This window comes from Rhodoferax sp. (genome assembly GCF_025354435.1).
Classification (GTDB): Bacteria; Pseudomonadota; Gammaproteobacteria; order Burkholderiales; family Burkholderiaceae_C; genus Rhodoferax_B.
This window is the reverse complement of sequence record NZ_JANXMU010000010.1, coordinates 53,438-68,758: the sequence shown is the minus strand read 5'-3', so window position 1 is coordinate 68,758 and position 15,321 is coordinate 53,438. Positions and strand designations below refer to the sequence as shown.

The window sequence follows — 15,321 nt, the reverse complement described above, 5'->3', positions numbered from 1 at the left end:
TGCGTTGTGCGTCATGGCTGCGCCCCACAGCTTGCAATCCACTGGTCTTCCAGTACTTCCAGCACTGTCGGCACGCGCCTGTGTGCGGCTTCGGCAAGCTGAACCACTAATTCCGCGCGGTTCCCCACCCGTTGCGCAACGCAACCAAACCCCCGAGCCAGTGCCAGGAAGTCGGGCGTATAGATGTCCACCCCAACCGGTGTGATGTTGCGCTGGGTCATGTAGCGCTTGATCTCTGCATAGCCAGCGTTGTTCCAGAGCAGGACGACAATGCCAATGCCAGCCTCGACGGCGCTTGCCAGCTCGGGTAGCGTGAACTGCACCCCACCATCGCCGATCAGGCAGATAACCGCGCGCTCCACTGCCCCCAGCTTGGCACCCATGGCAGCAGGCAGCGCATAGCCCAGAGTGCCATAACCGGTCGATGAATTAAACCAAGAGCGCGGCCTCGCGGCATCAAAACTGATGTTTCCAACGTAGACAGGTTGGGTCGAATCGCCGACCATGATCGCGTCAGGTAGCGTCTCTGCCAGGGTGGCGATCAGCAGTGCCTGCGCGCTTGTGGCCGCGTCCGACTGGGCATTCACACTCTTGCGCACCTGAGCGACCGCCGACTCACCCCAGTCAGATTTTTTTGGCGGCGTACCCAGCGCTGCAACCTGCGTATGCAGTGCTTCCAGGGCCAGGCTGGCATCGGACACCAAGGCAATGGAAGGGGCAAAGTTACGCGTCAGCTGCAGTGCATCAATGTCAATGCGGATGAGCATGCCGGGTATCTTGAAACCGTTGTCGAAGACGGTGTCGTAATCGGTTTCGCCCAGCTCGGTTCCTACCGCCAGCACCACATCGGCCTGCGCCACCAGGGCACGCGTGTACGTCGTGGATTGGGTGGAACCCAGCAGCAAGGGATGCGTTGGCGCGACGATACCCTTGGCATTGATAGTCAACGCCACAGGTGCCTGCAGATACTCTGCCAAAGCCTGCAGTGCTACGCCCGCAGACACCGCGCCACCGCCCGCCAATATGAACGGACGTTGGGCGTGGGCCAGCGCATGGGCAGCCTGTGCGATGCCATGGTGGCTGGCCTCGGGCCGCGCCAGGACAGCAGAACGTTGCAGCAGCAGATGGTCGGCGCGGGCCGTAATCACATCCAGGGGAATCTCAATGTGCACCGGGCGCGGGCGCGCCGCCTCAAACACGGCAAAGGCACGTGCCAGCACTTGTGGTAACTCGTCCGGCGACATCAGCGTATGGGAAAACGCGGTAAATCCCGCCGTCAAATTCCGCTGCGAGGGCAGCTCATGCAAATACCCATTGCCCAGGCCCATCTGGTTGCGCGCATTGACGCTCGATATCACCAGCATGGGAACCGAATCCGCATAAGCCTGTGCCATGGCGGTGGCAATATTGGTCATGCCCGGTCCGGTGATGATGAAGCAAACGCCCGGCTTGCCAGTCACCCGCGCATAGCCATCGGCCATGAAGCCTGCACCCTGTTCATGGCGTGGCGTGATGTGCCGGATGCTGGAGCGGGCCAGGCCGCGGTACAGCTCTACGGTATGTACGCCTGGAATGCCAAACACCTGTTGCACGCCATAGTTTTCCAAAAGGCGCACCAGCACCTCGCCACAGGTTGCAGGGGTTGCAAAAGTTTCAGTGGACATCATCGAGGTGGTTCTTTTAGGTTGGAGAGGTTGTGGATTCAGCAAACACACAGATCCGCTGGCTATCGACCAGCAGGTCAATCGGCTGACCAACGCTGGCCTGGCGGAACGCGTTGTCGCTGCCTATGCAGCGCAAGCGGGCTTCACCACAGCGCACGATGATCTCGGAGACCGGGCCCAGATTTCGCACAAATTCAATTTCACCCGGAAATGCCGCATGCTGCGCCATGTCCGCAGACCGGGCGCTGCCTCTGGCCTGGAAACTCAGGTCTTCGGGGCGCAAGGCCAGGGTCACCTTTTGCCCGACGGTCCCGCTGGCATGCATAGGCACAGTACCGTTCATCACAACGATATCCTTGGCAGCGCCGACGGTGCCCAGCAGCATATTGGCCGCGCCGATAAATTCGGCCACAAAGGCATTTTTCGGCTTGCGGTAGACCTCGGTAGGCACATCGTTTTGCAGCACCCGGCCTTGCCGCATGACCACCAGGCGATCTGCCAGCATCATCGCCTCGGTCTGGTCGTGGGTGACCAGCACGGTGGTGACACCAAACTTCTGTTGCAGCTGGCGCAACTCAATCTGCATGCTGTCACGCAACTGCGCGTCCAGGGCCGACAGAGGTTCATCCAGAAGAAAGAGCTTGGGTGGAATCGCCAGTGCGCGGGCTATGGCCACGCGTTGACGCTGGCCGCCGGAAAGTTCGGAAACCCGTCGATCGGCAATGGTGGGCAGGGACACCACATGCAAAAGCTCCTCGACCCGGTCGCGGCAATGCTTGGCATCCATGCCGCGTATCCGCATGCCGTAGGAAATTTTTTCTGCCACGGTCATATGGGGAAACAGAGCCAATGATTGGAACACCATGCCAAAGTCTCGCTGGTGCGGAGGCAGGTGCCCGATAGGGCTGCCATCCAGCAGCAGCCGGCCGCGATCGGCCGATTCAAAGCCCGCGATGATGCGCAGCAAGGTGGTCTTGCCGCAGCCCGAGGGGCCTAGCAGGCAGACAAATTCACCGCGCTGGATTTTCAGGTCCACATCGCTGAGCGCATCGACGACTCCAAAGCGCTTGCCGAGACCTTGCACCTCCAGATGGGAGTGCGTAGACGTTGATGGTGGGGTGGAGGTCATGGTGGATCCTGCAGAAATGGAAAACAAAATTCAAAACAGACTGGTCTTGCCGCCAACGATCTTGTCGACCCATGCGATCAGGGCCACATCCAGCAAGATGATGAGCGTGGAGAGGGCCAGTGTTGTCGGGTCCAGCGACGACACCGTGCGGCTATACATCCAGATAGGCAGCGTGCGCACGTCTATCGTGTACATGAAGAAGGTCACCGTGAACTCATTGAAAGAAATAATGAAGGCAAAGATGAAGCCCGCCAAAATGCCCGGTTTCATCAATGGCACCACCACGTTGCAGGCTGCGCGCAGAGGCGAGGCCCCCAGGGACATCGCGGCCTCTTCCAGCTCAGGATGGATGCCACCCATGGCGCTGATGCAATTGCGCAGAACCAGCGGCAGGGCCAGGGTGATGTGGGGAATGATGAGGCGAAAGTAGCCCAGCTCGATGCCTGTGGTGGTGGCCAGCGTCTCCACGATCAGCAGATAAGAAACGCCCAGCACTACCATCGGAAACACCAGCGGCATGGTGAACAGCAGCTCCACCCAGCGCTGCGCTTTTCCGCCGCCGCGCACCAACGCATAGGCCAGGGGAATGCACACCAGCACGCTCGCCAGCATGGTGAACAGCCCCACCCCGAAACTGGTGAGCAGGCCGCTCATGGCCGACATGATGCCTTCGCTGCGGTCCCCCCACAGTACGCTCCCGGCGGAGCCATACCACTGCAGTGAAAAAGACTTTGGTGGAAAGCTCAGACTGTGGTCGCCGGAGAAGGACATCACCACAATCAGCACCACCGGCAGGCAGGCGATGAGCAGACCCAGGGCTGCCAGGGTTCCCATCACCGGGGCGAAGCTTCCTTTGGCGTTGCTCGGGGAAAATAGCGCGCTCATGCGTGGGCCCCCTTGTTGCTCTTTGTGTTGCCGGTGGTCAGCCACGTGGCGACACCCATGATCACAATGGTGATGAAAATCAAGGTGACACCGGCGGCGGCGGCACCCGACCAGTCGTACAGCGGCGACACCATGTCGCGGATAGCCACGCCCAGCATCTGCACCCTGCGCCCGCCCATCAGCAGCGGCACGGCAAAGGCGCTGGCGTTGAACGCAAAGACAATGGATGCCGCGCCAATCAGTCCTGGTTTGAGCAGCGGCAGGGTGATGCTGAAGAAGCTGCGCCACGCGGGTGCGCCCAGGCTGTCAGCCGCTTCCAGGTACTCACGCGAGATGCTGCGCATTGCACCCAGAATCGGAAACACCGCCAGCGGCAAAGCCGTTTGAACCAGGCCGATCAGGATCCCCAGCTCGTTGAACAGGAGTTGCACCGGCGACGTAGTCAGTCCCATTTGCAGCAGCAGGTTGTTCACGACACCCTTGGGGCCTAGAGCCATGATCCAGCCATAGGACTGGATCAGCAGATTCAGAATCATGGGCAGCAGCACCATGCTGGTCACTACGCGCCGCCACAGCGGTGTCTGTATCGCCGCCATCAGCATGGCAATCGGCACCGCGAGGACCACACAAATCATGGTGCTCAAGAATGCCAGTTTCAACGTCAACACCAGCGAGCGCAGAAGGAAGGGGTCCAACAGCGCCTGGTAATGGGCCAGCGTGTAACCACTGATGGCCTGCGCTTCCTCCGAAAGAGAAAACCGCAAAATGAAGACCACCGCCAACAGAAATGGCAGCAGGAGCGCCAACGCTGGCAGCGATAGCAGGGCGGCACGCCTGCTCGATAGTTGGGATGTGGACATGGGCTACCGCAGGGGTTGACGGTTTTTAGGGGATGACTGGAACCCGCATGGCGACAGACTCCCAGCGGGTGGTCTGTCGCCTGCCGGGTTAGGGCGGCGCTGGATCAGCTCAAGGTCTGGGAGTAGCGCTTGATCCAGCCATCGCGGACCTTGGCGATCACCGCTTTGTCGTGAATCACCGCATTGCTGCCCAGCTGTTCCGGCCGAATGATGAAGGGGCTCTTGCTCGCCTCGGCAGACAGCACCGCTTTCCGGTTCAGGGGCCCGTTGAGTACCTCTTCCGCCAACTTGCCTTGCACCACGGGGTCCAGTGAATGGTTGATATAGGCATTGGCCACTTCCGATTCGCCGGGGTGTGCCTTGGGAATCACGGTGTACATCAGGTCGGCAAAAAAGCCTTCCTTGAGGTTGTAGGTGGCCCCCATGTTGGATGTCGGGTCTCGCAGCTCCTTGGCAAAGAAGGCGGGCGGGTACACGGCACCCATGTCCAGCGAGTTCGAGCGGAAGAGTTCCGCAATCTGGGCCGGGTTTTCGCCAAAGGTCAACACGCTATCGCGCAGTGCGGCCAGCTTCTGGAAACCGCCCTCCGCATTGGTGGCGCTACCGCCTTTGATGCGGGCCGCCGCCACGATGGTGTCCAGCGCATCGGTCCAGGTGGCCGGTGGCAGGAACACGCGTTTGGCGTACTTCGGGTCCCACATCTCTTCGTAGCTGGTGGGCGGGCTCTTGAAGGTCTTGGTGTTGTAGATCGCTCCCCCCGTCCACAGCAGGTAACCAATGGCAAAACCATCGGCTCCGGTTGCAAAACGGGCTTCCACATCTTTGAGGTTGGGCAGCTGGTTCAGATCCGGCTTTTCCAAGAGTCCGGCAGCGCCCAGCGTGACGGCACCCACGCCGGCCATGTGCATCACGTCATACTGCGGACGGGCACCACCCGCCTTGATTTTGGCCACCATGTCCCCCGTGCCGCCGGTGCGGTCGGCAATCACCTTGCAACCGGTTTTGGCTTCAAAGGTTTGCGCAATATTGCGCAGCACGGCCAACCCGGTATCGTCCGACCAGGTGAGGATACGCAGCGTCTTGCCAGCAAACTGGCGCGACTGGGCTCGCGCCTGGATGGCCGGAAAACCCATGGTTGCAGCCGCCAAACCCAAACCGGCACCGGTTTGCATGAGGCGGCGGCGGTCGATGTTTTGTGTCATATAGCTATCTCTCTCAAAGTTCAGATGGAAGTGGAAGTTGCGCGGCCCAACATCGCCAGTAGGTCGGATTTCGATAGGACCGGATCCGTCTCTGTTGATGTTTGGCCGAGTTTAGGAACACAATTTGCTTGGCGGTAGCTGGATAATTTTTGTGGCGGTATAAGGGTTTCTGAATGCTCGACTTGGATCCCCATTTGCTGCGCGCTTTTCTGTCGGTAGCGCGTATCGGCACCATCAACGGTGCCGCGGCCAGCCTGTGCCGCACCCAGGCGGCGGTGAGCATGCAGATCCGGCGCCTGGAGGAGGTCGTGGGTTCGCCCCTGTTCGTGCGCTCCGCCAAAGGACTGGTACTCAACGACCAGGGCACCTTCCTGGTGCGCTACGCCAATGACATCCTGGCGCTGAACGAAGAAGTGGGCAAGCGCATCGGCCAGCAGTCCTTAAAGGGGCGGGTGAAGCTGGGCGTGGTGGAGGATTTCGCCGCCACACGCCTGATAGACATCCTGCGTCTGTTCAGAACCCAGCATCCGCTGGTGCAACTGGATTTGATCGTGGAGGACAACAGCCACCTTGAAGCGCTTTTCTCGCAAAGAAAGCTGGACCTGGCCATCTGCGATGTGGATGTCATGCAGCACAAATCAGGGACGGTGGGGCGTGAACCGCTGGTGACGTGGCCGGAACAACTGACCTGGACCGTCCACAGTGATTTTGACGATGCCCGCGTAGAAACCTTGCCGGTGATTCTGTTTGAAGAGGGTTGCCACTGGCGCACCCGCGCAGTCCAGGCTTTGAACGAGCGCCAGGTGAACTGGTCCCTGGTGTGTGAAGCCACCACGCTGGTGGCCATGGCAACGGCGGTGCAGGTCGGTCTGGGCGTGGGGCCCATGATCACGGCAACCATCCCGCCGGGTTGCCGCAGCATCCACTACCTGCCGCATTTTCCCAACCCTATTGCGCTGGACATCGGCCTGTATGTGCACAACGCCACATCGGAATCGGCGCACTGTCTGGCCGACTTTGTGCTGCGATCGCCCGGTAACATTTTTGCGGCACGCTAGTTCTCTACACCCTGATTCTGGGTCGTATCGGCACCCTTGAGAACACGCCATGGCTGATTCTGGCGATTCGTTGCAAGGTAAACTCAAGCCTCAAAAATTACAAAAATTTTTGGCCTATAACGATTATTCCACTTACACAAGTAGCTACGTATTTCATAGCAAATTCACGGACTCCAGTTTTAGGCGTCCACCTGGTTGAGGATGAGCACCAAGCGGTGCCGGATCGTGTGGCGTAAGCTGTAATCGCATCGAATGTTGCAATCCGAGCTTTTTAGGCACCCTGTGCTTATTCAATCAGCACAAGCAGCTATCAAAAAAATAGCAATTTCACTTCACACTGTCTTCACAACCCGCCATTAAGCTCGTCCAGCTACCCGTTTGGCGGTCTGGTTCATAATTTGGCCGCCCTCTCCATTACCCCAGTACCCGCCCCCGCCGGGTGCTGCGCGACCCAGGTTCCATGACCCCACACACATCCCCTACCCCCGCCCTCCGCACCCAATCCGGCAAGCTTTGGCTCACGGCCCTGTGGGCCTGCGTAGGCCTGGGCCTGATCGGCGGCCTGCTCATTGCCATCGCAGCCGCCTGGTACTACCCCAGCCTGCCCGAACTCGACAAGGTGACCCGCTACCAGCCGCAGCAGGCCATGCAGGTGTTTACCAGCGATGGCGTGGAGATTGCGCAATTTGGCTCCGAGCGGCGCACGTTCTTGCCCATCGCCCAGATCCCGCCGCTGATGCAGGAGGCGGTACTGGCCATTGAAGACGCGCGCTTCCGCGAACACAGCGGCATCGACCCCATCAGCGTGCTACGCGCGGTAGTGGCCAACCTCACCGGGGGCACGCGCCAGGGGGCATCCACCATCACACAGCAGGTGGCGCGTAACTTCTTTTTAAGCAACCGCAAGACGGCCGAGCGCAAGCTCAAAGAAGCCATGCTGGCGCTGAAGATCGAAAAGTCCCTGACCAAGGACCAGATTCTGGAGCTCTACATGAACCAGATCTACCTGGGCCACCGCGCCTACGGCTTTGGTGCGGCCTCGCAGGTCTACTTCGGCAAGCCGCTGGACCAGTTGTCGATTGCCGAAATGGCCATGCTGGCCGGGTTGCCGCAGAACCCGGCCTACGCCAACCCCATCACCAACTTTGAGCGCGCCACCCGCCGCCAGCAGCTGGTGCTGGGCCGCATGCGCACCGTGGGCGCCATCACCGAAGAACAATTTGCCACCGCCACCGCGCAAAAGCTGGTGATCCGCTCGCCGCTGCAGGTGCCAGTGCATGCCGAGTTTGTGGCCGAAATGGCCCGCCAAGTGGTGTTTGAGCGCTACGGCCAGCAGGCCTACTCGCAGGGCATCAAGGTCACCACCTCGCTGATTTCCACTGACCAGCAGGCCGCCTACGCCGCCCTGCGCCGTGGCGTGCTGGCCTTTGACCGCAAGCTGCCCTACCGGGGACCAGAAGAATTTGAAGAACTGCCCAGCGACCCGACCGAAGAAGATGCCGCCGCTGCCCTGGCCCTGAAGGACTACAGCGACGACGAAGATCTGCGCGTGGCCATCGTGCTGCTGGCCAGCCCGCAGGCCGTGGTGGCCCGCCTGGCCACCGGTGAAACTCTGCAGCTCCAGGGCGAAGGCCTGCGCTGGGCCCAAGCCGCACTGGGTGCCAAGGCCACCGCGCCGCTGGCCATCAAGCGCGGGGCCATCATCCGCGTGCAGCACGTCGAGGGCAAAATCGGCTGGGCGATTTCGCAGTGGCCCGAAGTGCAAAGCGCGCTGGTGGCGCTGACCCCCAGCACCGGCCGGGTGCGGGCGCTGGTGGGCGGCTTTGACTTTTCCGACCAGCAGTTCAACCACGTCACCCAAGGCTGGCGGCAACCGGGTTCCAGCTTCAAGCCGTTTTTGTACTCGGCGGCCATCGACAAGGGCGTGATGCCGTCCACCGTGGTCAACGACGGCCCGCTGGAGCTGCCCGGTGTGAACGGCGGCCCGGGCTGGAGCCCGCAAAACGACGATGGCCAGTTCCTCGGGGCCATTCCGCTGCGTACCGCCCTGGCCAAGTCGCGCAACCTGGTCAGCGTGCGGTTGGTGCAGATGCTGGGCGTGCAGCCCGCGCGCGAATGGGCGGCCCGGTTTGGCTTTGACATCGACAAACAGCCCGACAACCTGACCCTGGCGCTGGGCGCGGGCAGCACCACACCGCTGCAACTGGCCTCTGCCTATGGCGTGTTTGCCAACGGTGGCCACGTGCTGCCACCAGTGGTGATCGAGCGCATCACCGACGCGCAGGGCAAGGTGCTGTTTGAAGCCCCACCGCCCCCGGTGCTGGCCGACATGGAGCCCACCGTGCCCGAGCGCAACCTGTTCATCACCAGCAGCCTGCTGCAAACCGTGACCAGCAGCGGCACCGCAGCCAAGGCCCAGGCCACACTGAAACGCCCCGACCTGTACGGCAAAACCGGCACCACCAACGACTCGGTGGATGCCTGGTTTGCCGGTTTCCAGCCCGGCCTGGTCGCCGTGGTGTGGACCGGTTACGACAAACCCCGCAGCATGGGCCGCGAATCGGGCAGCAGCGTATCCTTGCCCATCTGGATCGACTACATGGGCCGCGCTCTTAAGGGTGCGCCTGTCGCCCCGTTCGCACCGCCGCCCAGCGTGATGCGCGACGCGCTGGACGACTGGACCTACACCGACCCGCCAGAGAACGGCGAGCTGATCCGCCTGGGTTTTGACGAGCCGCCCGCAGAACAAGTTAAGTAAAGCCGGTCATCGGAAACGGCACGGCTCCCGTTCCAGGGTAAATAGGAGACGAACCATATGTGCAATCCGCCGTTTCGCTGGGGCCCAAGCGCCCTGCTCCTCAGTGCTCTGCTGGGAGCCTGCGCCACCCACGAACCGGTGAAAACGGTGGCCACCGCCCCTGTCGTCCGGCCCAGCCCGGTGGCCGCCTACCAGCTCACCAACCGCCTGACCTGGGGGGCCACGGTGGCCACGCTGGACCAGGCAGAGCACATGGGCATGAGCCCCTACCTGGCCCAGCAACTGCATCCCGGCCCGGCCACCCTGCCCCCAGCGGTGCAGCAGCAAATAGCGGCCATGACCATCAGCCAGACCCCCGTGGTGGCGCTGGTGCAAGACATGGACAAACGCAGAAGAGATGCCGATGCCACCTTTGCCAATGACGACGACAAAAAAGCCGCCCAGCAGGCCTACCAGCAGGAGCTGAACCGCCTGGGCCGCGAAGCCGCCACGCGCCACCTGCTGCGCGCGCTGTACTCCAGCAACCAGGTGCAGGAGCAAATGACCTGGTTCTGGCTGAACCACTTCAACGTACACCTGTACAAGGGCAATCTGCGCGCTTTGGTAGGCGACTACGAGGACACGGCCCTGCGCCCGCACGCCCTGGGCAAGTTCCGCGACCTGCTGGGTGCGGTGGCCCACCACCCGGCCATGCTGCGCTACCTGGACAACGAGCAAAACGCCGCCAACCGCATCAACGAAAACTACGCCCGCGAGCTGATGGAGCTGCACACCTTGGGTCTGGGTGCAGGCTACACCCAGCAAGACGTGCAAGAGATGGCCCGCGTACTCACCGGTGTGGGCGTGAACCTGGGCACCGACAACCCCAAAGTCCGCAAAGAGCTGCAACGCGATTACGTGCGCAAAGGCCTGTTCGAGTTCAACCCGAACCGGCACGACTACGGCGCCAAAACCCTGCTGGGCCAGCCTATCCACAGCCGTGGTTTGGCTGAGCTGGACGAAGCCCTGGACCGGCTGGCCAAACACCCCGCCACCGCCCACTTCATCAGCCGCAAACTGGCGCAGTACTGGCTGAGCGACGACCCACCGCCCGCGCTGGTGGAAAGCATGGCGCAGAGCTTCTTGAAGAGCGACGGCGACATTGCCGTGACCCTACAGACCCTGTTGTCCTCACCGGAGTATGCGCAGGGTGCAGGGCAAAAATTCAAGGACCCGGTGCATTACGTGGTGTCGGCCGTGCGGCTGGCCTATGACGACAAACCCATCCTCAACGTCGGCCCCATACTGAACTGGCTCAACCGCATGGGCGAGCCCCTGTATGGCCGCCAAACCCCCGACGGCTACGCGCTGGACACGGCGGCCTGGTCCAGCCCCGGCCAGATGGCGACCCGGTTTGAAATTGCCAAGGCCATCGGCTCGGGAAATGCCGGGCTGTTCAAAACCGACGGCCCGCAGCCGCTGGAAAAGCCCGCCTTCCCGCAGTTGGCCAACGCCCTGTACTACCGCGCACTGGGCCAGACCCTGGGCCCGAACACCCAGCAAGCCCTGGCCCAGGCCACGTCGGCGCAGGAGTGGAACAGCTTTCTACTGTCGTCGCCCGAGCTCATGCACCGCTAAAGGAACAACAATGCAACGCCGCCACCTGCTCCAGTCGCTGTCTGCTCTGCCCTTGCTCAACGCCGGGCAGCTGTTTGCTGCGCCCGCCGCGCAGTCCCGTTTGCTGTTCGTCTTCTTGCGTGGAGCCTACGATGCAGCCAATCTGTTGGTGCCTACGTCCAGCGACTTCTACTACGCGTCCCGCCCCGACATCGCCGTGCCCCGCCCCGGTGCCGACCTGAACACCGCGCTGGCGCTGAACGCTGACTGGGGCCTGCACCCGGCGCTGCGCGACACCGTGTACCCGCTGTGGCAAAAGGGCGAAGCCAGCTTCATCCCGTTTGCGGGCACCGACGACGTGTCGCGCAGCCACTTCGAGACGCAGGACAGCATAGAACTGGGCCAGCCGCTGACGGGCCAAAAGAACTACCGCTCCGGCTTCATGAACCGCCTGGCCGCAGTGATGAACGGTGCCGAACCCATGGCCTTCACCGACAGCCTGCCGCTGGTGATGCAGGGCAGCGTGCAGGTACCCAACACGGCGCTCAAATCCCTTGCCAAACCGGCGGTAGACCCGCGCCAGACGGCCATCATCGCCGCCATGTACAAGGGCAGCGATCTGTCCAGCCGCGTGACCGACGGCTTTGCGGTGCGCGACGAAGTGGCCCGTGAACTCAGCACCGAAATGCAGGCCGCCAGCCGGGGCGCAATCAACGCCAAAGGCTTCGAGCTGGAAGCCCAGCGCATCGCCCGCCTGATGAAGGAGCGCTACAACCTGGGCTTTGTGGATGTGGGCGGCTGGGACACGCATGTCAACCAGGGCGGTGCCAGCGGCTACCTGGCCTCGCGCCTGGAAGAGCTGGGCCGCGGCCTGGCCACTTTTGCCCAAGAGATGGGCCCGGCCTGGCGCAATACCACCGTGGTGGTAGCCAGCGAATTTGGCCGCACCTTCCGGCAAAACGGCAACCGCGGTACCGACCACGGTCACGGTTCTGTCTACTGGGTGCTGGGTGGCGGCTTGCGCAGCGCGCAGGTGGCGGGCGAGCAGGTGCGCATTGAGCAAGCCACCCTGTTCCAAAACCGCGACTACCCGGTGCTCAACGAATACCGCGCCGTGCTGGCGGGGCTGTTTGGGCGGCAGTTTGGGCTGAACGGCAAGCAGTTGGACCAGGTGTTTGCCGGTGTCGCACCGCGCGATCTGGGGCTGGTTTAACAGCGTGTCGCATGCCAGCAAGTTTCTGGTGTTTTGTTGAAAGCAAGTGTTTCCTGAACGCCTAGCCTGGCTCCCTACATAACTTTCATGGACTCGGGTGCAGAGCACCCCGAGCCATGAAAGTTATTTCACGTTAACGGGGAGTTTTGGATGGGAAAACAGCTCATGCTGGGTGTAGTGGCCGCCATATTTGCCGCGTTTGCATGGTCGCTGGGCTTTATTGCGCCCTACGTGATCGGCCCCTATTCCATCTACGACCTGGCGGTGTGCCGGTTTTTGATCTCGGGCGTGTTTGCCCTGGGTATCTTGCTGGCCGCACCCAGCCAACTGCGCGGGCTCACCGCCATGGACTGGCTGGTGGCGGCCTGGCTGGGCCTAATTGGCTACGTAGGGTATTTTTTGACCATCGCCGCTGCCGTGATTTACGCCGGGCCGGTGATCCCCCCAGCCTTTGTGGCCACGGTGCCGGTGGTGCTGGCCATCATTGGTAATTTCGGGCCCGACCGCATCTCTTGGCGCAGTCTGGCACCGCCGCTGGCCTTGGCCCTGGCAGGGCTGCTGCTGGTCAATGCCGAAGGCCTCACCCACCCCAGCGACACCCCGCTGGGCCACACCCTGCTAGGGATAGTCTTTTCTATCGCCGCCGTAGCGCTGTGGACGCTGTTTGGCATCAGCAACCAGGCGGCGCTGCGCAAACGCCCCCATATGGGTGCGCTGACCTGGACCGGCCTGATGATGGTGGGTGGCACCTTCGAGGTAGTGGCCTTTATCCCGCTGGGCTTGTCGCTGGATTTGTTCCACGTGCCGCGCATCGGCCTGGCGTGGGCCACCGCCGCTCCTTTGTTCATGTCGGCGCTGGCGCTGGCCATACTGGGCTCGATTGGCGCGTCCTGGGCCTGGTCCATCGCTACCCGGCGCTTGCCGATTGGCCTGGCCGGGCAACTCATCGTGACCGAAACCATCTTCGCCACCACCTTCGGCCTGATCGCCCGCCAGCGCTGGCCCAGCGTGTCCGAGGCCTGCGGCATCACGCTGCTGCTGGTGGGGGTGATAGCGGCAGTGGGGGCGTTTCACCGGGCACAGCAACCTACGGCAAAACTGGGCGGGAAACAGCAACCGGCCTGAGCTTCAAACCCCCGCCAAAATCCAGCGCGCGGCCTTTTCGGCAATCATCAGCGTGGGGCTGTTGGTGTTGCCGCTGGTGATGGTGGGCATCACGCTGGCATCCACCACCCGCAAACCGCGCACGCCGCGCACCCGCAAATGGCTGTCCACGACAGCCAGCGGGTCGCTGGCCCGGCCCATCTTGGCGGTGCCCACCGGGTGGAAGATGGTGGTGCCGATATCGCCCGCCAAGCGGGCCAGTTGTTCGTCGGTCTGGTACTGTGTGCCGGGCTTGAATTCTTCGGGCTGGTAGCGGGCCATGGCAGGTTGCGCGGCGATGCGGCGGGTCAGACGCAGCGAATCGGCGGCGATCTGCCGGTCCTCCAGGGTGGCCAGGTAATCAGGGGCGATGCAAGGCGCATCTTCAAACCGCGGGCTGCGAATGCGCACACTGCCCCGACTGGTAGGGTTGAGGTTGCAGACGCTGGCGGTGATGGCCGGAAAACCATGCAAAGGCTGGCCAAAGGCCTCCAGGCTCAGCGGCTGCACGTGGTACTCCAGATTGGCATGGGCCTGCGTGGCATCGCTGCGCGCAAAAATGCCCAGCTGCGACGGTGCCATGCTCATCGGGCCGCTGCGGTGCAAGGCATATTCCAGCGCAATTTTCGCCTTGCCCCAGAGCGAGCTGGCCAGGGTGTTGAGGGTGCGCGCGCCCTGCACTTTGTACACCGAGCGGATTTGCAAATGGTCTTGCAGGTTGCCACCCACTCCCGGCACATCGGCCACCACCGGCAGGCCCTGCGCCCGCAACAGGGTCGCGTCGCCCACGCCCGATAGCTGCAGTATCTGCGGCGACCCCACGGCACCGGCGCTCAGCACCACCTCACGCTGGGCATGCACCGTGCGGCGCACGCCCTGCTGCACCAGCTCCACCCCGCTGCACACCGGCAGGCCGTCGTCCCCCGGCGTGAACAGCAGGCGGCACACCTGGGCACCGGTCCACACCGCCAGGTTGCTGCGCTGCTTACGGATGGGCCGCAGAAACGCCTTGGACGCGTTCCAACGCCAGCCGCTGCGCTGGTTCACCTCGAAATAGCCCACGCCGAAGTTGTCGCCGCCGTTGAAGTCGGCCACCGCCGGAATACCCTCTTGCTGCGCCGCCAGCGCAAACGCATCCAGCACGTCCCAGCGCAAGCGCTGCTTCTCCACCCGCCATTCACCACCATTGCCATGCAGCGCGGCAAAGGCCTGGACGTCGCCATCCTGGGTCGCGACCTGCGTGGCATCCAGCCGGTAATGGTCTTCATGGGCACGGAAGTCGGCCAGGCAATGCGTCCAGCCCCAGGCATCGTCACCCGTAGCCTCGGCCCACTGCGCGTAGTCGCGGGCCTGGCCGCGCATATAAATCATGCCGTTGATACTGGAGCAGCCGCCCAGCGTCTTGCCACGCGGGTACAGCAGCGACCGGCCATTCAGCCCCGGCGCGGGGTCGGTGCGGTAGCGCCAATCGGTGCGCGGGTTGTCGATGCAGTACAGGTAACCCACCGGGATGTGGATCCACGCATAGTTGTCCGGCCCGCCCGCCTCCAGCAGCAGCACGCTGCGGCTCGTGTCCGCGCTGAGCCGGTTGGCCAGCAGGCAGCCTGCGGTGCCTGCACCGATGACGATGTAGTCAAAAATCGGGGTATCCATGGGGGTATTTGTCTCCATATCCTGCCGCGAAACGCCTACCTTGGAACCACCTGGGCAGGTGGCGCAGGATAGCAATATTGTGGTGCATCGGGGCTTGGAGCGTGCCGTTGGCCATCCATTGGCAACCACGCCGAATGCGACTATTGCCACCCGGTCCGGA

11 protein-coding genes are annotated in these 15,321 nt (G+C 62.6%); 5 read left to right on the top strand and 6 right to left on the bottom strand.

Features of this window, described 5'->3' with window-relative positions; all coding sequences use genetic code 11:
* Positions 1-11: 11 nt before the first annotated feature.
* The 5 genes from Q0T48_RS02785 to Q0T48_RS02765 all read right to left on the bottom strand — a co-directional run bounded on the left by Q0T48_RS02785 (position 12) and on the right by Q0T48_RS02765 (position 5,740).
* Positions 12-1,667, bottom strand: coding sequence for a 5-guanidino-2-oxopentanoate decarboxylase (locus tag Q0T48_RS02785; RefSeq protein ID WP_295952090.1), 1,656 nt, complete (start codon positions 1,665-1,667; stop codon positions 12-14).
* A gap of 13 nt (positions 1,668-1,680) precedes the next feature.
* Positions 1,681-2,793 (bottom strand): ABC transporter ATP-binding protein, encoded by a 1,113-nt coding sequence (locus Q0T48_RS02780; protein WP_295952088.1) that lies wholly within the window; start codon positions 2,791-2,793, stop codon positions 1,681-1,683.
* 30 nt (positions 2,794-2,823) lie between these two features.
* The gene (locus tag Q0T48_RS02775; RefSeq protein ID WP_295952085.1) at positions 2,824-3,678 is read right to left on the bottom strand and encodes an ABC transporter permease; all 855 of its coding nucleotides are present in this window, start codon (positions 3,676-3,678) and stop codon (positions 2,824-2,826) included.
* Entirely contained in the window at positions 3,675-4,538 is an 864-nt protein-coding gene (locus Q0T48_RS02770; RefSeq protein ID WP_295952082.1) for an ABC transporter permease, read from the bottom strand. The genes Q0T48_RS02775 and Q0T48_RS02770 overlap by 4 nt, the downstream gene beginning before the upstream one ends.
* Before the next feature lie 104 nt (positions 4,539-4,642).
* Entirely contained in the window at positions 4,643-5,740 is a 1,098-nt protein-coding gene (locus Q0T48_RS02765; RefSeq protein ID WP_295952080.1) for an ABC transporter substrate-binding protein, read from the bottom strand.
* A gap of 173 nt (positions 5,741-5,913) precedes the next feature.
* Here Q0T48_RS02765 and Q0T48_RS02760 point away from each other — a divergent pair, with 173 nt between their 5' ends.
* The 5 genes from Q0T48_RS02760 to Q0T48_RS02740 all read left to right on the top strand — a co-directional run bounded on the left by Q0T48_RS02760 (position 5,914) and on the right by Q0T48_RS02740 (position 13,490).
* Positions 5,914-6,798, top strand: coding sequence for a LysR substrate-binding domain-containing protein (locus Q0T48_RS02760; RefSeq protein ID WP_295952078.1), 885 nt, complete (start codon positions 5,914-5,916; stop codon positions 6,796-6,798).
* Positions 6,799-7,258: 460 nt separating this feature from the next.
* The gene (locus Q0T48_RS02755; RefSeq protein WP_295952076.1) at positions 7,259-9,556 is read left to right on the top strand and encodes a penicillin-binding protein 1A; all 2,298 of its coding nucleotides are present in this window, start codon (positions 7,259-7,261) and stop codon (positions 9,554-9,556) included.
* A 57-nt stretch (positions 9,557-9,613) separates the two neighbouring features.
* Positions 9,614-11,173, top strand: a complete 1,560-nt coding sequence (locus tag Q0T48_RS02750; protein WP_295952073.1) for a DUF1800 domain-containing protein — start codon at positions 9,614-9,616, stop codon at positions 11,171-11,173.
* A gap of 10 nt (positions 11,174-11,183) precedes the next feature.
* Positions 11,184-12,365 carry a DUF1501 domain-containing protein gene (locus Q0T48_RS02745; RefSeq protein ID WP_295952070.1) on the top strand — a complete coding sequence of 394 codons (1,182 nt, stop codon included), beginning with the start codon at positions 11,184-11,186 and terminating at the stop codon, positions 12,363-12,365.
* Positions 12,366-12,515: 150 nt separating this feature from the next.
* The gene (locus tag Q0T48_RS02740; RefSeq protein WP_295952067.1) at positions 12,516-13,490 is read left to right on the top strand and encodes a DMT family transporter; all 975 of its coding nucleotides are present in this window, start codon (positions 12,516-12,518) and stop codon (positions 13,488-13,490) included.
* A 3-nt stretch (positions 13,491-13,493) separates the two neighbouring features.
* On the opposite strand, the gene Q0T48_RS02735 is transcribed toward Q0T48_RS02740, so the two are convergent.
* Complete coding sequence (locus Q0T48_RS02735) at positions 13,494-15,161, bottom strand: GMC family oxidoreductase N-terminal domain-containing protein (RefSeq protein ID WP_295952064.1); 1,668 nt, start codon at positions 15,159-15,161, stop codon at positions 13,494-13,496.
* Between the last annotated feature and the right edge of the window lie 160 nt (positions 15,162-15,321).